Genomic DNA, 22,653 nt, shown 5'->3' with positions numbered 1-22,653 from the left:
AACCCAACATTGAAACCTTTGAATAAACACACACTAATCAGCTTCATACTGCCGAAATGTCCTGTTTTACAAAACGGGTGCATTACAGAACCTTGATTAATCCCTTTTACATATAAAGTCGCGAGTATCGTGGCGGATGATCTGTATTTGTCATTTATGCACTGACAAATGCGGAGGGGTATTCACACCTCCTGTAATTTCATTCTAATGATTATTAATACAGGATACAGAATTATTATAATTCAAGGGATTATGTAGTATGAGCACTGCCTTTGAAGTCGATAGCAATATCGCAAACATTTTTTCGTCTCAGGTTCCTATCGTTGAGGGAACGTATGACTTAACGCCAGATCAAGTATTGATTGATCAGGCTGAGCATGAATCTGAAGTACGTTCTTATCCACGTCGTTTGCCGATCGCAATTAAACAAGCCTTTGGGTGCTTGGTTGAAGATACGCGTGGACAGATCTTTCTAGACTGCCTTGCGGGGGCTGGCACTCTAGCTTTGGGGTATAACCATCCTGAAATAAACCAAGCGCTGAAAGAACAATTAGATTCAGGACTGCCATATCAGACGCTAGATATTGCAACATCAGCAAAAACGACGTTTATTCAATCCGTTAAGTCTTTTCTTCCTCAAGAGTTAAGCGAGAACAGCGTTATCCAATTTTGTGGCCCGTCTGGAGCTGATGCGGTTGAAGCTGCTATCAAGCTCGCGAAACAGACTACCGGTCGCAACACTATGTTTGCCTTCCGTGGCGCATACCATGGTATGACTAATGGTACGATGGGGATGATGGGTAACTTAGGCACGAAAGCTCGTCGAACTGGTTTGATGTCGGATGTGCACTTTATGCCTTTCCCATACAACCTGCGTTGTCCTTTTGGGCTTGGCGGTGATGAAGGTGCGAAAGCAAGTATTCGCTATATCGATCGTCTTTTAAACGATGATGAGTCAGGCATTATGAAGCCTGCCGCGATTATCGTGGAGCCAGTGCAAGGTGAGGGTGGTGTTGTTCCTGCGCCAGCATTCTGGCTACGAGAGTTACGTCGTATTTGTGATGAACACGGTATCTTACTGATCTTCGATGAGATCCAGTGTGGTGTTGGTAAAACTGGCTACAATTTCGCGTTCGAAGAGTCGGGCATTGTTCCAGATATTCTGTGTTTATCAAAAGCAATTGGTGGTGGCTTACCAATGTCGCTATTGGTTATCAACAAGCAACATGATACATGGAAGCCGGGCGAGCACACAGGTACATTTCGTGGTAACCAGCTAGCTATGGTCTCTGGTGCGAAAGCATTAGAAATTATCCAGCGTGATAATCTTGTTGAGCATGCCAATATTGCGGGTCAGTACTTGCGCTACGGCCTTGAAAGTATTCAAAAGCGTGTGAACTGTATCGCAGAGGTTCGTGGCAAAGGTTTGATGCTAGGCGTGGAGATTAAAAATCCAGACGGTGAGCTCAATAAATTTGGTGAACCTCAAGCGGATAGTGAACTCACACTTTCTATTCAACGCGCAGCACTCGAGCGTGGCTTGATCGTTGAGAAAGGTGGACGCGAAGGCGCAGTAATTCGTTTCCTTCCTCCTCTTATCATCTCGTTTGAGCAAATCGACTTTGCTTTACGTGTATTTGAAGACGCGATTTTAGCCGCTGGCGGTAGTCACATCGAAACTCAGCCACAAGATGAATGGAAGAAGCATTTCATCCACACTGGAGAGATGGGCAGCAATGAATTTGCTTCGGTGATGAATCACACGACTACGGCAATGAAGTCAGTGTTTGAACAAGTGACTGCACCGTATTCAGGTATGGATCCAAAAGCATTGGAAGCAGCGATTCACGACGTTGATCTTGATAATGGAAATGCGCCTCTTAAAACCGTTATCGACGATGCTGCTGAGCTGGTCGCGAAAAACGCAATTTTTACTCAACATCCAGATTGTATTGCTCACCTACATACTCCACCGTTGATGCCAGCGATTGCGGCAGAGGCAATGATTGCGGCTTTGAACCAGTCGATGGACTCATGGGATCAAGCTTCATCAGCGACTTATGTTGAACAGAAAGTTGTGAACTGGCTATGCGATAAATATGAGTTAGGTGAAAAAGCGGACGGTATCTTCACGAGCGGCGGCACGCAAAGTAACCAAATGGGTTTGATGCTTGCGCGAGATTGGATTGCTGACAAACTCAGTGCACACTCAATTCAAAAGCTTGGCCTTCCTGAATACGCAGACAAGCTACGTATTGTATGTTCGAAAAAATCCCACTTCACGGTTCAAAAATCAGCGTCTTGGATGGGGTTGGGTGAAAAAGCGGTCATGACTGTCGATGCTAATGCCGATGGAACGATGGATGTCACTAAATTAGACGAAGTTCTCAATCAGGCCAAAGCAGAAGGTTTGATCCCATTTGCCATTGTTGGTACAGCGGGTACAACGGACCACGGTGCTATTGATGACTTAGACTTTATCGCCGATATGGCAGCGAGACATGACATGTGGATGCACGTCGACGGTGCATACGGTGGAGCTCTGATTCTAAGTAGCCAAAAAGCGCGTCTGAAAGGTTGTGAGCGTGCACATTCCATCAGCGTAGACTTCCATAAGCTGTTTTACCAAACCATCAGTTGTGGTGCGCTATTGGTAAATGACAAGTCTAACTTTAAATTCCTGCTTCACCATGCAGACTATTTGAACCGCGAACACGACGAACTACCGAACTTGGTGGATAAGTCTATTGCGACAACTAAGCGCTTTGATGCGCTCAAAGTGTTTATGACGATGCAAAGCGTAGGGCCAAAAGCCCTAGGCGATATGTATGATCATTTGCTTGAACAGACGCTTGAAGTGGCGGACATGATTCGAGATAACAAACACTTTGAGTTGTTGGCTGAACCATCACTATCTTCGGTTCTGTTCCGCGCGACACATGAATCAGCGGATCTTGATGAACTGAACAAAACGTTGCGCTTAGAAGCGTTAACACGCGGTATCGCGGTATTGGGTGAAACCATTGTCGACGATAAAACTGCATTGAAATTTACGATTTTGAACCCGTGTCTGACGACGGCGGACTTTGAATCTTTGCTCTCAAAAATCAATACGCTAGCGGCAGAGCTAGTTTAACAAAGGTAACGGAAAACTATGGCAATTCTACAGATTGGTGCAGGCGGCGTTGGCTGGGTAGTTGCACATAAAGCAGCACAAAACAACGACGTTCTGGGTGATATCACAATCGCATCACGTACCGTAGGTAAGTGTGAGAAAATCATCGAATCGATTCAGAAGAAAAACAATCTGAAAGATTCAACTAAGAAATTAGAAGCGCGAGCGGTAAACGCGGACGACGTAGATTCTTTAGTTGCTTTAATTAAAGAAGTACAACCTGACTTAGTGATCAACGCAGGTCCTCCTTGGGTGAACATGTCTATTATGGAAGCATGTTACCAAGCTAAAGTGTCATACCTTGATACATCTGTTGCGGTTGATTTGTGCTCTGAAGGCCAACAAGTACCTCAAGCTTACGATTGGCAGTGGGGTTACCGTGAGAAGTTTGAAGAAGCCGGCATTACAGGTATTCTTGGTGCTGGTTTCGATCCGGGCGTAGTATCGGTGTTTGCCGCATACGCAGTGAAGCATCTGTTCGATGAAATCGATACTATCGACGTAATGGATGTAAACGCAGGCGACCACGGTAAGAAGTTCGCAACTAACTTTGATCCAGAAACGAACATGCTTGAGATTCAAGGCGATTCGTTCTACTGGGAAAACGGCGAGTGGAAACAAGTACCTTGTCACTCACGTATGCTTGAGTTTGAATTCCCGAATTGTGGTTCACACAAAGTGTACTCAATGGCGCACGACGAAGTTCGATCTATGCAAGAGTTCATCCCGGCGAAACGCATCGAATTCTGGATGGGCTTTGGTGACCGTTACCTAAACTACTTCAATGTGATGCGCGACATCGGTCTACTCAGCCCAGATCCACTAACGCTTCATGACGGTACGGTTGTTCAACCTTTGCACGTGCTAAAAGCACTACTACCAGATCCAACATCACTCGCGCCAGGCTACACTGGCCTAACGTGTATCGGTACTTGGGTTCAAGGTAAGAAAGATGGTAAAGAGCGCAGTGTATTTATTTACAACAACGCTGATCACGAAGTCGCATACGAAGATGTTGAACACCAAGCTATCTCATACACCACTGGCGTACCAGCGATCACTGCGGCTTTGCAGTTCTTCCGTGGCAAATGGGCAGACAAAGGCGTGTTCAACATGGAGCAGCTAGATCCAGACCCATTCCTAGAAACCATGCCATCTATTGGTCTAGATTGGCATGTTCAAGAACTGGAGCCAGGACAACCTGTTATCCATAAATTGAAGTAAGAATTTAGCGACTCTTATTTGTACGTTTAAGCCGATGCACTTGCGTCGGCTTTGTTCGATTTTATAGTGTCTTTGCTAAGGCGAAGGGACGTAAGGTATCAAAATGCAACAAAACGAACTAAAAACGCCATACTTCATGATCAATGAAGACAAGCTGATTGAGAACCTAGAGAAAGCAAAACAGCTAAAAGACATCTCTGGTGTGAAGCTTGTATTAGCACTGAAGTGCTTCTCAACATGGGGTGTATTCGACATCATCAAGCCTTACCTAGACGGAACAACAAGTTCTGGCCCGTTTGAAGTGAAGCTTGGCTACGAAACGTTCGGTGGTGAGACACACGCATACAGTGTGGGTTACAGCGAAGATGACGTTCGCGATGTGGCGGACATCTGTGACAAGATGATCTTTAACTCTCAGTCACAGCTAGCGGCTTATCGTCATATTGTCGAAGGCAAAGCATCGATTGGCTTGCGCCTAAACCCAGGTGTGAGCTATGCAGGGCAAGACTTAGCAAACCCAGCGCGTCAATTCTCTCGTCTTGGTGTTCAGGCTGATCACATCAAACCGGAAATTTTTGATGGTATTGATGGCGTAATGTTCCACATGAACTGTGAGAACAAAGACGTGGATGCGTTTATCGGCTTACTCGATGCTATTTCAGATCAGTTTGGCGAGTACCTAGATAAGCTGGACTGGGTAAGCATGGGCGGCGGCGTGTTCTTCACATGGCCGGGGTACGATATCGAGAAGTTGGGGTTAGCACTTAAAGCGTTCTCAGAGAAACACGGCGTACAAATGTATTTAGAGCCGGGTGAAGCGATAATTACTAAGACAACTGATCTCGTTGTAACAGTGGTTGATATTGTAGAGAACGTAAAGAAGACGGCGATTGTCGATTCAGCCACAGAAGCTCACCGCTTAGATACGTTGATCTACAATGAGCCAGCGTCAATTCTTGAAGCATCTGAAAATGGTGAACATGAGTATGTGATCGGCTCGTGCTCTTGTTTGGCTGGTGACCAGTTCTGCGTGGCGAACTTCGAACAGCCTCTAGAGATAGGACAGCGTCTGCATATTCTAGATAGTGCCGGTTACACCATGGTGAAACTGAACTGGTTTAACGGTCTACGTATGCCGTCGGTCTACTGTGAACGCTCGAATGGTGACATTCAAAAACTGAATGAATTTGACTACTCTGATTTCAAACGTTCACTGTCTCAGTGGTCAGTGAAATAAAACGTATTGAGTATTAGAACGACAAAGAGCAGCTGAATTGCTGCTCTTTTTATTGGGGAAGCGTTAAAGGTATGCAGTTAGCTTTCTACAATTACACGAGTGTCTTCACTCAGAGATTCTAACTCATTGGCTATGTCTTCAATTTCTAGCTCGCTAGGTAGTTTTATCGCCATTTTAGCGCTGAATAAGCTAGAGCTTACCCCTCCGCCTCCAGCAATGAATACACGCTGACAATCCATATCTAAAATTGAGATACCTTGATTATCGAGAACGTGAGTAATTTCATTCACAATACCCGCTCTATCGTTGGCATCTAAACGAAGTTGGAAGATAGTGTCTTCACGATATGAATGAGGTTCAGAGTCGACGAACCTAACAACAAGAGTCTGACAAGAAGAGAACGCCTGTTTAACGATGTCGGCATTTTCTCTTGGAAGCTCTACTTTGATGACACCTGCAACTTGGTCTTCGATAAAGTTTACTTTGCTGATCAGCCATTTCCCGCCGTTTTCGTGTGTGATTGCAGCGAGCTCTTTAATCGTGGCGGGTGACGCTTGTCCGACAAAATTAACAATAAATACGGTGTTCATAATGTCCCCTCCTGGAATCAAGGTTTGGACGCAGTACGAATAAACGTGCTACTTAAGTTATTGGAATAAATCCTTTTATTTAGTGTAGGTGCTAAGGGCGGGTAATGTTTGATGAAAGTCAATTTTTAACACTAATTCGTGATGCAAATAATTAAAACAATGTTCAGAGCACAAAAAAAGCAGCCATCGTAAGGCTGCTTTTTACCGAGTATCAACTTAGGATTAGAAGGTTACTTTTAACTCGACACCATAAAATTGACTGTCATAGTTTGCGCCTGCGTCCATGGCGAATTTTGCAACATCTTGGTTTCCAAACCAAGGTGATGAATTGAATTGTAGTTCTGCACTACCGCCCCATGCATCAGTTACCCAATAATGAATATGTCCAACAGGGTTTAAGAAGAAGAGCGAAACATCACCTGCGGTTTCAGAGCCCATAACTTCGCCGCCGTTTGCAATAATGTCTTGCTCAGCCGTTAACATCATTTCACCAACAACAGCACCAAAGAATGGTGTGATAAAAATATCCTGCCAAGATGGTACTTCTGCGAACGCCTCCACGCCATACTCCCAAAAGAACGTCGACATAGTTGCGGAGTACAAAAACGACTGAAATTCATTATAGCCAGCGTGACGTGCTGCCGTGTAGTAAACGCCGCCAAAATATGGGTGCATGATGTAGTTGAGGACATGTTCATCGCGATCCCAAACGGGGCCGTCAGAGACATTATCTTTCCACTTTTGCCCCAACTTACTCATGTCTCGGTCTTCTTCGTCCCATTTGGTGATACTTTCTGGAAGAAAAGTCATCATGCCTACGGTCGCGATACTGAGACCTAGAATGGTGTAGGTTTGACCCATCAGGTAATCCCAGTCTTTATCTTGAGGGATGATGAGATGTTTAGGCTGAAGCCCTGCGTCAAGGTTTAGCGAATCATCATTATTCTGTTCATACATAACACCGCGATTTTGAGCCTCGAAGGTGTACAGAGTCGTCGTTTCGCAGTAACCTGACAAGCAATCAGGTGTGTAAGAAAACTCTGTATGACGGCTTAGGTCATAGTGACTTGCGTGCGCAAGCGCTGACGAAGCCAAGCAAAGGCCTGTTAGAGTCGTCTTGAACATGGATGATTTTGACACAAAGGTCTCCGAGTTAATGGTGTATGTTCGGGCTCGTAATTATCCCTCAAAACATCAATCATTTAAACACTTGACCCTTATTTAGTCCCAACAAACCTCGGCGAGATTTGTCCAAATAAAAAGAAAAATAAGCGCTATAACGAAAATAGGATTGTGCTTACGTTCAGGAGTCAGTTGTGAAAATAGCAATGCTTAGTACTGGTGAGGAAGTCCTCCACGGTGATATTGTTGATACTAATGCGGCATGGTTGTCTAGCCTGTTTTATCAACATGGATTTGGCTTAACAAAGCGCTCAACGGTTGGTGATAGCCTATCGAGTTTGGTTGAAGAGTTTTTAATGCTCAGCTTTAACAACGATGTGGTTATTGTTAATGGTGGTTTAGGCCCTACAACGGATGACATGAGTGCTGCCGCCGCCGCGAGAGCCGCCGATTGTAAACTGGTGCTATTCAAAGAGTGGTTGCAGCATCTAGAAAGTTTGTATGCTCGACGTGGCATCCCTATGCCGGACAGTAATTTAAAGCAAGCAATGCTGCCAGAAACGGCAGAGATATTGGACAACCCGATAGGCACTGCTTGCGGTTTCAAAATGCTGATTAATGATGCCATTTTTTATTTCACACCGGGTGTACCAAGTGAATTTAAGCTCATGGCAGAGACGCAAATTCTTCCCGATCTGAGAAGAGTGTTTCCCGATGTTCAAGGTTCATGTTGTAGTCGAATCTACACGTTTGGTCTGTCTGAATCCGGTATTTCAGATAAGCTAGATCAGCTAAAACTTCCTCAAGGCTATGAGCTAGGGTATCGCTCTTACTTGCCTTTTATTGAAGTGAAACTTTTTGGTCCTTCAGATCAGCTTGAACAGCGTTTGAAACTCGTACAGATAATTAATAAACACCTTGAGAGTAATACCGTTAGTATTGATTTACCTATGGTTGAAAATGTCGGCCAGTTGTTGGTCGATAAAGGACTAACAGTGTCGACCTCCGAAAAAAGTAGCGGAGGATACTTAACGTACTGGCTAAACGGTGATGAAAACGCTGAAAAGCAACTAGGGCATGGTTGGATACTACCGAGCCTGACTCAAGCGATGGCCAACAGCGGAGATCCATTAGCGGAAACGTTTGCTCTGGCTGGTGCTACGCGAGAGAAGTGTGGGACGGATTTATCACTCGTTACTGGCCATATTGAAGAGGGTGTTTTTTCCGTCGCTTTATCGACACCGTCAGGCGAGTGGGGAGCGTTATATAAACTCTCGAAAAAGTATCAGCGCAGTGATCAAGTTAAAGTGATCAGCACGGCAGCACTAGACTTGTTGCGTCGCTACCTAGAACGTAAACCGATGTTTGCGCATTATGCATTTTTGGAGAAAGTTAAAGAGATGCACCTCCCGAGCAGTGCTTTATAACCAAAGCTCTCTACAGTAGTCTGAGAGACAAAACACAGAGACAAAAAAGCCAAGGTGATTGCCTTGGCTTTTGCATTTTATACCGTCGAGTCAACGTTATGCGCGCTGCTTTTCTTTCATCGCGTAGTTAACGCCGCTAAGTGACAAATCTGATTTTGCTTTACAGATACAAGGTAATATTTCATCACTTTGTGTGTAAGCCATGGCAAAACCAACATACTCCACTTCACCAGACTCCAATTTGCAGCGACAGGCGCCGCAGTGCCCATCACGGCAGTTGTATTCTGGTAATAGGCCAGCTTGCTCCATTGTTTCCAAAATCGTATTGGAAGGGTTGGATTCAATGCTGATCAGTTTGTTGATTTTGAGTGTTGCCATTACAGCTCGAATCCTTCGAAGTCATCTGCGCGAACTTCGTTGTCAATTTGACCCACAAGGTAAGAAGAGATTTCTGCTTCTTGAGGCGCAACTTGAACGTTATCTGAAGACAACCAAGCGTTAATCCATGGAATTGGGTTGGTTGTTGCTTCTGGATACGCTGCTGGTAGACCTACCGCTTGCATACGAATATTTGTGATGTATTCAACGTATTGGCTTAGGATGTCTTTGTTTAGACCGATCATAGAGCCATCTTTGAATAGATACTCTGCCCACTCTTTTTCTTGCTCAGCCGCTTCTTTGAATAGGTCAAAACAGTCCTGTTTTGCCTCTTCTGCGATTTGCATGAAAGTGAAGTCATCTTGACCGTTACGTAGCAGGTTGATCATGTGCTGCGTGCCGTTTAAGTGAAGTGCTTCGTCACGAGCGATCAGCTTGATGATTTTCGCGTTACCTTCCATTAGTTCGCGTTCTGCGAAAGCGAAAGAGCATGCGAAACTTACGTAAAAACGAATAGCTTCTAATGCGTTAACAGACATCAGACAGATGTACAGCTTCTTCTTAAGATCGTACAGACTAACCTTAACCGTTTCACCGTTAAGGACATGCTCACCTTCACCGTAGCGATGGTAATCATTCGTCGCTTGAATCAAATCGTCGTAGTAGTGCGCGATGTCTTTTGCACGCTTCAGAATGTGCTCGTTCTCAACGATATCATCAAACACCACCGCAGGGTCGTTCACGATGTTACGAATAATGTGTGTGTAAGAACGAGAGTGAATCGTTTCAGAGAAAGACCAAGTCTCAATCCAAGTCTCTAGTTCTGGCAGAGACACAAGCGGCAGCAGTGCCACGTTAGGGCTGCGGCCTTGGATAGAGTCAAGAAGCGTTTGGTACTTCAAGTTAGAGATGAAGATGTGCTTCTCGTGATCTGGCAGTTTGTTGTAATCGATACGGTCGCTAGATACGTCTACTTCTTCTGGACGCCAGAAGAAAGAAAGTTGTTTCTCGATAAGTTTTTCGAAAATCTCAAACTTTTGTTGGTCGTAACGTGCAACGTTTACTGATTGACCTAGGAACATTGGTTCCTTCAATTGGTCATTCTTTTTTTGGTTAAAAGTACTGTAAGCCATAATGCCTCAATTCCTTTTAAACCTCCCCGTAAGGGGGAGGTTATCGATAGTCTGTCTTTACGGGTTCGCTAGGTACGGGAAGATTAAATCTTACAACCGCCGCCAGCACAATCGTCATCTTGTGGTTGAACAGCGTCTTTCTGTTCATCTTTCGCACCATCACGAGTGTTGTGGTAGTAAAGCGTTTTCACACCAAACTTATACGCTGTTAGCAGGTCTTGAAGTAGTTTCTTCATTGGAACCTTGCCAGTCTCGTAACGTGACGGGTCGTAGTTAGTATTAGCAGAGATAGCTTGGTCAACAAACTTCTGCATAATACCCACAAGGTGTAGATAACCGTCGTTCGAACCGATATTCCAAAGCAGTTCATAGCTGTCTTTAAGTTCTGTGAACTCTGGTACAACTTGCTTCAGGATACCGTCTTTCGAAGCTTTTACTGAAACGTAACCACGTGGTGGCTCAATACCGTTAGTTGCGTTTGAAATCTGAGAAGAAGTCTCAGAAGGCATTAGCGCAGTCAGTGTTGAGTTACGTAGGCCGTGCTCCATAATTTCTTTACGTAGGCTGTCCCAGTCGTAGTGCAGCGCTTCGTCACAAATTAGGTCGATATCTTTCTTATACGTATCAATCGGCAGTAAGCCTTTCGCGTAGTTCGTCTCGTCGAATGAAGGACACTTACCTTGTTCTTTCGCCAGTGCTACAGATGCTTTCAATAGGTAGTACTGCATTGCTTCGAACGTACGGTGAGTTAGGCCGTTCGCGCTACCGTCAGAGTATTTCACGCCATTCTTCGCTAAGTAGTAAGCAAAGTTAATCACACCAACACCTAGCGTACGACGGTTCATAGTCGATTTGTATGCCGCTGGTAGAGGGTAATCTTGGTAATCAAGCAGTGCATCTAACGCACGAACAACAAGATCGGATAGCTCTTCGAAATCATCTAGAGACTTGATAGCACCTAAGTTGAATGCAGAAAGCGTACACAGTGCGATCTCGCCTGAGTCATCTTCAACGTTAGTTAATGGTTTCGTTGGCAGTGCGATTTCTAAACATAGGTTCGACTGACGAACTGGAGCGACTTCAGAATCAAATGGGCTGTGAGTATTACAGTGGTCCACGTTCTGGATGTAGATACGACCCGTTGATGCACGCTCTTGCATTAGCAGAGTGAACATTTCAATCGCTTTAACCGTTTCTTTCTTGATTGAAGGATCGTTCTCGTACTTCACGTATAGACGCTCAAACTCTTCTTGGTTTTCGAAGAATGCGTCGTACAGACCAGGTACATCAGATGGTGAGAATAGCGTAATATTGCCGCCTTCAACTAAACGTTGGTACATCAGTTTGTTTAACTGAACACCGTAGTCCATGTGACGAACACGGTTTTCTTCAACACCACGGTTGTTCTTAAGTACCATTAGTGAGCGTGCTTCACCGTGCCACATTGGGTAGAACACAGTAGCTGCGCCACCACGTACACCACCTTGTGAACAACATTTTACTGCTGTTTGGAAGTACTTGTAGAACGGAATACAACCAGTGTGGAATGCTTCACCACCGCGAATCTCTGAGCCTAATGCACGGATACGACCTGCGTTGATACCAATACCAGCGCGCTGAGATACATAACGAACAATTGAGCTTGCTGTTGCGTTAATAGAATCAAGACTGTCTCCACACTCGATCAGAACACATGAGCTGAACTGGCGAGTAGGGGTACGCACGCCAGACATAATTGGCGTAGGTAGAGAAATCTTAAACGTCGATGTCGCATCGTAGAAACGTTTGATGTAATCAAGACGTGTCGCTTTTGGATATTTCGCAAATAAGCACGCTGCTACAAGGATGTACAAGAACTGAGCACTTTCGTAAATTTGGCCCGTAACACGGTTCTGTACGAAGTACTTACCCTCTAGCTGCTTAACTGCCGCGTATGAGAAGTTTAGGTCGCGTTTATGGTCGAGGTACGCATCAAGTTCGTCGAGTTCTGCTTTTGTGTAGTCTTCTAGAATATGTTGATCGTACTTACCCATATCGACGAGGCGAGACACGTGATCATAAAGCGTTGGTGGCTCGTATTGGCCATACGCTTTTTTACGCAGATGGAATACCGCTAGGCGAGCAGCTAGGTATTGATAATCCGGAGTCTCTTCAGAGATCAGGTCTGCCGCAGACTTGATGATTGTCTCGTGAATATCTGTCGTTGTGATGCCGTCGTAAAACTGGATGTGAGCGCGAAGTTCTACTTGAGAAACCGAAACATTATCTAGACCTTCTGCAGCCCAAGTGATAACGCGGTGGATTTTATCCAGATCGATACTTTCTTTACGGCCATCACGCTTGGTGACGGTAAGTTGTTGGTTCATTCTGCTTTATTTCCCTAAGAAAACTGATAAAAGCCGTATTTTTGTTTGTTTATGTGCAATATGAGTAAAGCTTGCGGCGGCTTTGTGATCAAAGTCTATCTATATATTGTCGCTTAAACACAACATATAGGGGTTCATTTGTTTGCGGGTTACAAGATAGTGCTATTACACTGATTTATCAAGGTACAGATCGGGGATGACTTGTGGATAACTGACAAAATGAAAAAAATCAGTAAGTGAACACTAACCGATGAGAAAAGGGCAGACTTGAATGGTTAAAATTACGGTTTCGAGATCGGTTTAGAAATAACCGCATGCAAAAATATTTTCCTTGATCTTTGGCCGTTTTTATCTACGAAAAATAGCTTGGTCAAAATGGAATCTAGAGCACGAATTTTAGCCATAAAAAGACAAAAAAAGCGGCAACTATGTGCTACCGCTTCCGATTCATTTTCTTTAAAAAATGTCAATCACAAAACTCATTTTTTAACTTAATAGCGTTCAGTATTTTTTAGTATGAACGATGTAGTTTACATCTACATTACGACCGAGTTTGTAGCTGTCATTTAGAGGGTTGTAATGAAGCCCAGTAATGCCCATTTCCGTCAGGTCAGTTTGGTCTATCATCTTCATCATTTCGGCTGGCTTGATAAACTTATCGTGCTCATGAGTGCCTTCAGGAACAATCTTAAGAAGCTTCTCAGCACCGACAATAGCAAATAAGTACGACTTAATGTTTCGGTTCAAAGTTGAGAAAAACACGTGACCACCGGGTTTGACTAGTGCAGCACAAGAGCGGATAACGGAGAGAGGATCTGGAACGTGTTCAAGCATCTCCATACAAGTCACGACATCGTAAGTTCCTGCGTTTTCTATAGCGTGGTCTTCTATTGTGCTCTGAATGTAGGTCAGTTGAGTACCTGTTTCTAATGCATGTAGTCGCGCGACTTCTAATGGTTCTTTACCCATATCAAGCCCCGTCACAATAGCGCCTTCTTTTGCCATGCTTTCAGCAAGAATGCCACCACCACAGCCGACATCAAGTGCGCGCTTGCCAAACAAGCCATTTGCTTTTTCAAGTACATAGTTCAAACGAAGTGGGTTAATTTGATGAAGCGGCTTAAACTCGCCTTCTAAATCCCACCATCGAGAAGCCATGTCCTCGAATTTCTTAATTTCACTTGGGTCGACGTTTTGTGCTTTAGTCATAATTGGTTTTATTGCATTCAATCTGAGTCCTTTAGAGGGCGCCAGTATACTCCAACGTTTTACACCCAAACAACCTCGATGTGCTTAGTTAAGGGACAATGACAGAGTTCATTGGCGCGGCAATCGAGACAGGTGCCTGTAATTTGTAAAGCGCTAACTATTGTTTTTGGTTCATCCTTGAACTGGTGCCAGTGACAATAACTCTAAAACCTGCATTTTCGCGTTGTGTAGTTAAAGGAATTTACATCGCTTTTCCGCGTAAAGAGTCCGATTTTGCTCAATATTGACCGAAATATAACCACTAATCAGAAAGATATGGGATGAGTGTGCAAATTCTCGACATTTGATTCATAACCAAGCTCACAACCTGATAAAAGGAGAGGGAAAGTGATGCCGAAGTGATGAATTGTGTGTTATATTTTTGCACCTTACACGTATCGTAATTACGATCAGATAATAGAGGGATAATGGCTCTATGAGCGATTTAGCTAAAGAGATCACGCCCGTAAACATTGAAGATGAGCTTAGAGGTTCATATCTAGACTATGCGATGTCAGTCATCGTGGGTCGTGCTCTTCCAGATGTGCGTGATGGCCTAAAACCAGTACACCGCCGCGTTTTATTCGCGATGAACGTACTAGGCAACGATTGGAACAAACCATATAAAAAATCAGCCCGTGTTGTCGGCGACGTAATCGGTAAATACCACCCACATGGTGATAGTGCTGTGTACGACACAATCGTACGTATGGCTCAGCCGTTCTCGCTTCGTTACATGCTGGTCGATGGTCAAGGTAACTTTGGCTCGATCGATGGCGACTCTGCTGCGGCAATGCGTTACACCGAAGTTCGAATGGCAAAAATTGCCCATGAACTATTGGCTGACCTAGACAAAGAAACCGTAGACTACGTACCAAACTACGACGGTACTGAGCAGATCCCAGCGGTTCTTCCAACTAAAATTCCAAACCTATTGGTTAACGGTGCTTCTGGTATCGCAGTAGGTATGGCAACCAACATCCCGCCTCATAACCTTGGCGAAGTGATTGATGGCTGTCTTGCATACATCAATAATGAAGAAATCACTATTGATGAACTAATGGATTACATTCCTGGTCCTGATTTCCCAACGGCGGCGCTTATCAGCGGTCGTAAAGGCATTGTAGACGCGTACAAAACAGGTCGTGGCAAAATCTACATGCGTTCGAAAGCGGACATCGAAGTGGAGAAGAATGGTAAAGAGACCATTATCGTCACTGAAATTCCTTACCAGGTGAACAAAGCTCGCTTGATCGAAAAGATCGCTGAGCTAGTTAAAGATAAGAAAGTAGAAGGTATCAGTGCACTGCGCGACGAGTCAGATAAAGACGGTATGCGCATTGTTATTGAGTGTAAGCGCGATGCTGTGGGCGAAGTAGTTCTAAACAACCTTTACGCTCAGACTCAGCTGCAAACCACTTTCGGTATCAACATGGTGGCCCTAAACAATGGCCAGCCACAGCTATTCAACCTAAAAGATATGTTGAAGTGCTTTGTTGATCACCGTCGTGAAGTTGTGACACGTCGTACTATCTTCGAACTGCGTAAAGCGCGTGAACGTGCTCATATCCTTGAAGGTTTAGCTCTAGCGCTTGCTAACATTGATGAAATCATTGAGCTTATCCGTAAGGCACCTACACCGGCTGAAGCAAAAGCGGGTCTTATCGCTCGTGGTTGGGATTTAGGCAACGTTTCAGCAATGCTAGAGCGTGCTGGTACAGATGCTGCGCGCCCTGAATGGCTAGAGCCTGAATACGGTATTCGTGATGGTCAGTACTTCCTGACTGAGCAACAAGCACAAGCTATCCTAGATCTACGTTTACATAAACTAACAGGTCTAGAACACGAGAAGATTCTTGGCGAATACAAAACGCTTCTAGAAGAAATCGCTGACCTCATGCATATCCTTGCGAGCACTGAGCGTTTGATGGAAGTGATCCGTGAAGAACTTGAAGCGGTTCGTGACGGCTTTGGTGACGCTCGTCGTACAGAAATCACAGCTGCGAGCCATGATATTGACATGGAAGAGCTGATCGCACGTGAAGACGTTGTAGTTACTCTATCTCACGGTGGTTACGTTAAGTACCAAGTACTGAGCGACTACGAGTCACAGCGCCGTGGTGGTAAAGGTAAGAGTGCGACTAAGATGAAAGATGAAGACCATATCGAGCGTCTTCTAGTGGCGAATACCCACGATAACATCTTGTGTTTCTCTACTCGTGGTAAAACATACCGCCTGAAAGTTTACCAATTGCCTCTAGCGAGCCGTACTGCGCGTGGTAAGCCAATCGTAAACATCCTTCCACTCGAAGAAGGTGAGCGCATTACCGCGATTCTACGTGTTGATGAATTCTCTGAAGACAAATTCATCTTCATGGCAACAGGTGACGGTACGGTTAAGAAAACGCCGTTGAACCAGTTTGCAAACGTACGTTCAAACGGCCTAATCGCTGTGAACCTACGTGAAGACGATTCGTTAATCGGTGTGGATATCACTAACGGCGAAAATGAAATCATGCTGTTCTCTAAAGCGGGTAAAGTGGTTCGCTTTAAAGAAGCAGAAGAGATTCCAGTACTTGATGAAAATGGTAAACCAGTTCTTGATGAGAATGGTCAGCCAGAGATCAAGTTTAAAGGTGTTCGTCCTATGGGTCGTACCGCCTCTGGTGTTCGTGGTATGAAACTGGCTGAAAATGACCAAGTTGTATCACTTATTGTTCCTTCGCACGAAGGCGACATCCTAACGGTTACAGAAAACGGTTATGGTAAACGCACAGCACTTAGCGAGTACCCGACAAAAGGTCGTGGCACTCAAGGTGTAGTTTCTATCAAAGTTTCTGAGCGAAATGGCCCGGTAGTTGGTGCTATCCAGGTTGTTGAAGGTGATGAAATGATGATGATCACCGACGCTGGCACGTTAGTACGTACTCGTGTGGGTGAAGTTAGCCAAGTTGGTCGTAACACACAAGGTGTAACGCTTATCCGTACTGCGGAAGATGAATCAGTTGTTGGTTTGCAACGTATTGAAGAAGTTGATGATGAAGAGCTGCCTGCTGATGAAGATGCAGAAGCGTTAGAGTCAACAGACGAAAATACGCAGCAAGACGCTCCAGCTGCTGATGATGCAGAGGAAGGTAACGAAGAGTAATCTTACATCGTTATCCTGATATGAAAAGCCGAGCCTTAGTTGCTCGGCTTTTTTGTATCTGTATCAACGCATTTAAAGTAAGAAATGCGTACACTGACGTTATCTTTGTTTACAGGACGTGTTATGTCTGTTTGGTTTTTCGCTGCCATCACTCTGATGGGGCTGTTTATCGTACTCTTATCACTGAGTGCATCAAAAGTTAAACCTGCTCAATGGTTTGGCTTTTGCCTGTTAGTACTTGTCGTGACGAGTGCCAGTTTCTTATTGCTGCATCAAACTCCGCCTAAATCAATACAAGCGGAAATGTCACGAATGATGACTGCTCGTGACATCATGAAAGAGATTCAAGACCAGTTGCGTGAAGATCCGAACAACGCTGAATTGTGGTTCCAACTCGGGCAGGGCTACCTGCTAGAGGGGGAATTTGATGGCGCGCTGATTTGTTTTGATTACGCGATCCAACTGACTGAGCCAGTCAGTGCCACGCAACTTGCCGCAAAAGCGACGACCTTGTACTACATTCACCAGCAATCAATGACGCAAGAAGTTAGCTTGCTTTTGGAGCAAGCTTTGCAGATAGAACCGCACAATGAAGCCGCTTTGTCTTTGATCGCAAATGATCATTTTCTGTCATTCCGATTTCAGGAAGCGATTGATGCCTGGGTACTATTATTAGATTCTAATGATCCAAATTTAGATAGGGTGCAAATCATTAACTCTATTAACAAAGCAAAAGAGCTGTTGTAAGCGTACAATTTAACAAGCAATAGAGGGAAAGGTGGGCAACGAATGAAAAATAAAGCACTAAGCATATTGGTTTTGCTGTGCGGCTCTGTGCTGGCGGGTTGTAGCTCTTCCGATCATTCTGGCTCTTCCTCTACGGTTTATTATTCATCGGGTTACTACGACCCGTGGTGGTACGATCATGACGACTACTGGATTTATTACTATCCGGGCTGTTGCGATAACGACGATGAATACAAAGAGAAACTGGAAGAGTGGTGGAATGGTTTAGATGAAGACCAACAGCAATCCATCAAAGACAAAATCGAAGATTGGAAAGACGACGATATGTCCGCCAATATCGATAACATGAAACGCCAACTTGACGATCATTGGCAATCACTGCCTGACGAGCAAAAGCAAGAGATTCGAACCCAATGGGAGAATCGTCCGGAGCATATTGAACCAGCGACTTTACAAGGCAAGGCGGTGAAAGAAAAGGTTCAACAAAGAAAAGCATTACCGGAAACGAAGATCCAGCGTCCAGTTGCTCGTCCAAATGTGCAGATACCTAAAGCACGTCCAAATATTCAACCTAGACCTAGGCTTCCTCGTCGCTAGTACATTCGATTTTTGTCTCTCGATAGAATCAGGATGAAGAGATAAAGATAATAAAGAAAGAAAAGGGGCGTTCAGTACGCCCCTTGTTGTATCAATAAGTTAACCGTTGCCAGTTAGACTAATACGTGGCTTCGCGTTCAGCTGCTGCTTTATCCCACTCTGGCGCTACTGTTTCTAGGAAGTGTTTCTTGTCTGCGTTCATCTTATCCATATCCATGCCCAGTGCTTGTTGTGCTTTCGCTTTGGTCGAGATATCTGGAATTTGAACAGGGTCAGTAATGCCTTTGGTTGCCAGTAAACGAACCAATTTGGTACGGGCGTCAGCAGCGCGGTCAACTGCAGTACCTAGTACTTCAAGTGCTACCTCAGGAGCATGCATGTGAACACCGTGAGAAGCAATCGCGTAGTCCCAACGCCATTGTGCATGGCGAATATCTTGTAGGATAGGTTCCATCTCTGCTTCTGTTGCACCTGCTTTCCACGCCGCGCCTGCTTCAAAGTGTGCCGCTACGATTTGCTTCTCGGCGGTTAGCTTCATGTTCAGTACTTGCGCTTTGCGAGTCGAGACGATGCCTTGTAGCTGCTCTTTAGTTTGGGTATGGCATTGCGCACAGGTGTCTTCAAAACGATCAAATGGGTTACCCACTTTGTGGTCTGTGTACACCGTACCGTCTTCTTTGGTCACTTTAGGCATGTGGCAGTCCACACACACCACTTTGTTTTTACCATGAATACCCGCTCTCCAAGTTTCGAAACCTGGATGTTGCGCTTTTAGCATCGGCGCTTTAGATACGGCATGCGTCCAATCTTTGAAATTCAACGCGTCGTAGTATTTCTCCATGTCATTAACGGTGGTGCCCATATCCCATGGGAATTTAACCGCTTTAGTTGGGCCGGTGAAGTAGTATTCAACGTGACATTGAGCGCAGACCGATGCTTGCTTATCTAGGCGAGACTGTTCATCAAAGTTTTTACCAATAGTATCAAAAGCACGCTCGACGTATGGGCGAGTCAGTGCTAGCGCAGGTTCGCCTTTCTTGAAGGCTTCAGAGCCTGTGTTGTGGCAATCGGAACAACCGATAGGGTTGACGATTTCTGAGCCTAAGCGTGCCCATTTACCTTCGAAATAACCGTCTTCACCACGTTCATCAATCACGCGAGCAACGTCTGGGCTTTTACAGCTCCAGCACGCCATCGGCATAGGCCCGGACTTCTCGTCGGTTGGTGCGCCAGTACGTAAGGTTTGGCGAACATCATCAAGTGCGTAAAAGTGACCGCGCGCTTTGTTGTAGTCTTTCGCGAAGCCATAACCTGCCCACAGGATAACCATGTTTGGGTCTTCACTTAGAGCATCTTCAATGTGCTCACTTTCGGATGTTGCTTTCCAAGAATGGTATTGATCAGGGTGGTTCTGTTCAAAGACATCGTTACGAGGATCGATAAAATCCTTCTCTTCTGCCGCTAACGGAGCGTCAACCAAAAATAATTGGCTGGCGAATAAGGTCGCAACCGCAATAGGTGCGCTCATCCAGTGTTTTATGCTCACAGTGTTATCTCCATATTCGTTTTTATTAGCAGCGTTGTGAGGAGCTATTCCAAATAAGAACTGGAGATCTACGATTAATAATATTGCTTAATTGGATAGATGAAATAGTGAGTGAATCTTGTCTTGTTTTAGATCAATTTACACCAGTGATCTCAGTCATGTTTGAATTTATATACCTCTAAAGTGGTAGTTGTTAAGTCATTGTTCTGCAATGCTTTGGGTTTTTAACCTTTTTAAAAATAGGGTGATTTAGTTCGCTTTTTGAGCAGGCGTTTCTACCCCTTATGAATAATAGAGGTATTATAAATATAGGTTTAGCGTTGTGGCTTTCCGAAATAAGAATTGATGTCATTTGAAGATCTAAAAAATATCTTCAGAGGAAATTAATTGTCGCTCAAATAAATAATTGAGAATAGTTATCAATTATTATCGAGCTAAGGAAAGAACAATATGGGCAATATAAAATTGACCATAGAGACAATGCTGAAACTTCTCTTCGTCTTTGCCATCTATGGTTTCTCCATCGCCGCCCATGCGACTTCTTCAGAGCCAATTGATGGAGCTCAATCTGAGCGTCATCAAGTCGAGTTAATCCGTGACAGAGACTATAAATGTCTGCAATGTCACAAGGATGCCAAAGAGACTCTGAACCTTTCGCATGATCCTCAAGCGTTACTCAGTCAGGGTAAACAGCTTAATTGCACCAACTGCCATAGTAATATCGGTCCTGACCATCGAGAAGGCGCGCCTGATGTAATCAAGTTTTCAGCGGCTCAATCGAAAGCGGTGCACGACAAAGTGTTCTTAGACCCAAGCTTGATCCTCAAAGCGAACAGCCAATGTGTGGATTGCCACGCACCGACACAGCTGAGAGAAAGCCACTGGACGCACGATGTGCACGCCAAAAACCTCACTTGTTCAAATTGCCACGATGTACACGCAGCGAAAACCAAAGCGTTGTCGTACGACAGAAAACAACTGATCAAGCAGTGTGTGGATTGTCACTCTGAATTTGCCGTCGAACCTGAACTTGCCAAAGAAGAGGAGAGATAGCATGAAATGTTCGAGAAGAAACTTTTTAGCCGGCAGCGGCGCGTTGATTTTAACTACAGGCGTTGCAGGCACTTCCGTTGTTAGCTCCTCTCTCTATGCCAGCAACAGTGAACAAGCGAAACGCATGGGTATGGTTCATGATGAAAATGCCTGTATTGGCTGTACCGCTTGTACCGATGCTTGTCGCGAAGTAAATAAAGTCCCTGAAGGCGTAACGCGACTTAAAATTCATCGCAGTGAACCGATTGGCGAATTTCCAGATGTGGAATACCAGTTTACTCGCGAATCCTGTCAGCACTGTGATAACCCACCATGTGTGTACGTTTGTCCAACAGGCGCTGCATACAAAGATGAAGCGACCGGCATCGTGGATGTGCACAAAGAGAAATGTGTCGGATGTGGTTATTGCCTTGCTGCTTGCCCTTACCAAGTGCGCTTCTTTAATCCAGTCGATCACTCTGCGGATAAATGTAACTTCTGCCGTGATACCAACCTAGCGCAAGGTAAGCAGCCAGCTTGCGTGGAATCTTGCCCAACAAAAGCACTCATCTTTGGTGATTTGAATGACCCAACTAGCGAGGTGAGCAAAGCTATCGAAAGCCATATTGTCTATCGCGATAAATCGCATTTAGGTACGCAACCTAAACTGTACAAAATTCCGCATAGCAAAGGGGAGGTGTCATCATGAACGGCTTCGAAAGTGCATTCCACTTTGACTCGTTAGTCTGGGATTGGATCATCGCGATTTACTTATTCCTTGCTGGGATGTCAGCAGGTGCGGTGATGATTTCTATCTATTTAAAACGCAAAGTGATTGAAGGTGATCCCGCAAACAACGGCATCATGAAAGCTATGGCTTGGCTTGCGCCATTTGGCATCATTGCTGGGTTGGTAATTTTGATTTTCCATTTAACCAAGCCTTTAGAGTTTTGGAAGATCATGATCTACTACAACCCAACGTCTGTGATGTCGATGGGCGTGATCTTGTTCCAAGTGTACATGCTGGTGCTGTTTGTTTGGATTGGCGTTATCTTCCGCCATCAAATCATCAGCTTCTGTGAAGGGAAGTTACCAAGCAAACTGCTGGATTTTGCCGATGGCATTTTGATTAAGGCGGGGAAAGCCAACAACGCCATTGAATTGTTCTTGGGCTTCTTAGCCATCGTGCTTGCAGCGTACACTGGCTTTCTATTGTCTGCATTGAAGACTTACCCAATGCTAAACAATCCAGTACTGCCAATCTTGTTCCTGTTCTCTAGTTTGTCCTCGGGTGCAGCGGCATGCTTGATGTTCGGCATCTTGGTGTTTAAAGAGTCGACCAGCAGCCCAAGTGTGTCTTGGGTACACGGATTTGAACGCCCAGTAGTATTGTTTGAGCTGTTTGTCTTAGTGACTTTCTTTACTGGACTGATCTTCAGCGGTGGTCAGAACGAAGTCGCGGCTTGGAATGCTATTTCGAGTGGATTCTGGGCTCAATGGTTCTGGGGTGGGGTAGTGTTCATCGGCATGATAACGCCTTTGACTCTCAATTGGTTGGCGCCTTCTGAAGTGCGCCACAAAGGCAGTTACGTTTTTGTGGTCACGACGTTGAGCTTGGTTGGCGTACTTATGCTGCGTACTTTCATTCTCTATGCCGGTCAAATGACCTTAGTGTAAGGGGGA

Annotated in this window: 17 protein-coding genes; 10 read left to right on the top strand and 7 right to left on the bottom strand. The window is 44.8% G+C overall.

What is annotated here, in order from left to right; all coding sequences use genetic code 11:
- The first annotated feature begins 259 nt into the window (after positions 1–259).
- The 3 genes from R8269_RS16190 (at position 260) to nspC (ending at position 5,636) form a co-directional block, all read left to right on the top strand.
- Entirely contained in the window at positions 260–3,136 is a 2,877-nt protein-coding gene (locus tag R8269_RS16190) for a pyridoxal phosphate-dependent class III aminotransferase (RefSeq protein ID WP_258476822.1), read from the top strand.
- Between the two features lie 18 nt (positions 3,137–3,154).
- A complete protein-coding gene (locus R8269_RS16185) occupies positions 3,155–4,399 on the top strand; it encodes a carboxynorspermidine synthase (RefSeq protein WP_012841628.1) in 1,245 nt (414 codons plus the stop codon).
- A 103-nt stretch (positions 4,400–4,502) separates the two neighbouring features.
- Entirely contained in the window at positions 4,503–5,636 is a 1,134-nt protein-coding gene (gene nspC / locus R8269_RS16180) for a carboxynorspermidine decarboxylase (RefSeq protein WP_025767273.1), read from the top strand.
- A gap of 77 nt (positions 5,637–5,713) precedes the next feature.
- Here nspC and R8269_RS16175 read toward each other — a convergent pair whose 3' ends face one another.
- Together R8269_RS16175 and R8269_RS16170 are read right to left on the bottom strand one after the other, a co-directional pair.
- Positions 5,714–6,226, bottom strand: coding sequence for a glycine cleavage system protein R (locus R8269_RS16175; RefSeq protein WP_005376814.1), 513 nt, complete (start codon positions 6,224–6,226; stop codon positions 5,714–5,716).
- 222 nt (positions 6,227–6,448) lie between these two features.
- Complete coding sequence (locus tag R8269_RS16170) at positions 6,449–7,351, bottom strand: DUF3943 domain-containing protein (protein ID WP_005376815.1); 903 nt, start codon at positions 7,349–7,351, stop codon at positions 6,449–6,451.
- A 191-nt stretch (positions 7,352–7,542) separates the two neighbouring features.
- On the opposite strand from R8269_RS16170, the gene R8269_RS16165 reads away from it, so the two are divergent.
- Positions 7,543–8,775 carry a CinA family nicotinamide mononucleotide deamidase-related protein gene (locus tag R8269_RS16165; protein WP_005376816.1) on the top strand — a complete coding sequence of 411 codons (1,233 nt, stop codon included), beginning with the start codon at positions 7,543–7,545 and terminating at the stop codon, positions 8,773–8,775.
- A 96-nt stretch (positions 8,776–8,871) separates the two neighbouring features.
- On the opposite strand, the gene yfaE is transcribed toward R8269_RS16165, so the two are convergent.
- The 4 genes from yfaE to ubiG form a co-directional block, all read right to left on the bottom strand.
- A complete protein-coding gene (gene yfaE, locus R8269_RS16160; protein WP_005376817.1) occupies positions 8,872–9,153 on the bottom strand; it encodes a class I ribonucleotide reductase maintenance protein YfaE in 282 nt (93 codons plus the stop codon).
- Positions 9,153–10,286: a class Ia ribonucleoside-diphosphate reductase subunit beta gene (gene nrdB / locus R8269_RS16155; protein WP_005376818.1), complete on the bottom strand. Its 1,134-nt coding sequence runs from the start codon at positions 10,284–10,286 to the stop codon at positions 9,153–9,155. The genes yfaE and nrdB overlap by 1 nt, the downstream gene beginning before the upstream one ends.
- 83 nt (positions 10,287–10,369) lie before the next feature.
- Entirely contained in the window at positions 10,370–12,652 is a 2,283-nt protein-coding gene (nrdA, locus tag R8269_RS16150) for a class 1a ribonucleoside-diphosphate reductase subunit alpha (RefSeq protein WP_005376819.1), read from the bottom strand.
- Positions 12,653–13,153: 501 nt separating this feature from the next.
- Positions 13,154–13,861, bottom strand: a complete 708-nt coding sequence (gene ubiG / locus R8269_RS16145; RefSeq protein WP_005376820.1) for a bifunctional 2-polyprenyl-6-hydroxyphenol methylase/3-demethylubiquinol 3-O-methyltransferase UbiG — start codon at positions 13,859–13,861, stop codon at positions 13,154–13,156.
- A gap of 475 nt (positions 13,862–14,336) precedes the next feature.
- Here ubiG and gyrA point away from each other — a divergent pair, with 475 nt between their 5' ends.
- The 3 genes from gyrA (at position 14,337) to R8269_RS16130 (ending at position 18,392) form a co-directional block, all read left to right on the top strand.
- Entirely contained in the window at positions 14,337–17,048 is a 2,712-nt protein-coding gene (gene gyrA / locus R8269_RS16140; RefSeq protein ID WP_318222592.1) for a DNA topoisomerase (ATP-hydrolyzing) subunit A, read from the top strand.
- A 123-nt stretch (positions 17,049–17,171) separates the two neighbouring features.
- Positions 17,172–17,795, top strand: a complete 624-nt coding sequence (locus tag R8269_RS16135) for a tetratricopeptide repeat protein (protein WP_017636127.1) — start codon at positions 17,172–17,174, stop codon at positions 17,793–17,795.
- Positions 17,796–17,837: 42 nt separating this feature from the next.
- Positions 17,838–18,392, top strand: a complete 555-nt coding sequence (locus R8269_RS16130) for a hypothetical protein (RefSeq protein ID WP_017636126.1) — start codon at positions 17,838–17,840, stop codon at positions 18,390–18,392.
- Positions 18,393–18,510: 118 nt separating this feature from the next.
- Here R8269_RS16130 and nrfA read toward each other — a convergent pair whose 3' ends face one another.
- A complete protein-coding gene (gene nrfA / locus R8269_RS16125; RefSeq protein WP_025998734.1) occupies positions 18,511–19,938 on the bottom strand; it encodes an ammonia-forming nitrite reductase cytochrome c552 subunit in 1,428 nt (475 codons plus the stop codon).
- A 450-nt stretch (positions 19,939–20,388) separates the two neighbouring features.
- Between nrfA and nrfB the strand changes: the two genes are divergently transcribed.
- The 3 genes from nrfB to nrfD are packed head-to-tail and all read left to right on the top strand — an operon-like array spanning position 20,389 to position 22,647.
- Positions 20,389–20,991, top strand: a complete 603-nt coding sequence (gene nrfB / locus R8269_RS16120) for a cytochrome c nitrite reductase pentaheme subunit (protein WP_054866141.1) — start codon at positions 20,389–20,391, stop codon at positions 20,989–20,991.
- Position 20,992: 1 nt separating this feature from the next.
- Entirely contained in the window at positions 20,993–21,679 is a 687-nt protein-coding gene (gene nrfC / locus R8269_RS16115; RefSeq protein ID WP_171346208.1) for a cytochrome c nitrite reductase Fe-S protein, read from the top strand.
- The gene (gene nrfD, locus R8269_RS16110; RefSeq protein WP_053304292.1) at positions 21,676–22,647 is read left to right on the top strand and encodes a cytochrome c nitrite reductase subunit NrfD; all 972 of its coding nucleotides are present in this window, start codon (positions 21,676–21,678) and stop codon (positions 22,645–22,647) included. Before nrfC ends, nrfD begins: the two co-directional genes overlap by 4 nt.
- Positions 22,648–22,653: the final 6 nt, after the last annotated feature.

The sequence above is a fragment of the Vibrio sp. Vb0667 genome (assembly GCF_033391095.1).
This window is presented reverse-complemented; position numbering and strand designations above follow the sequence as displayed.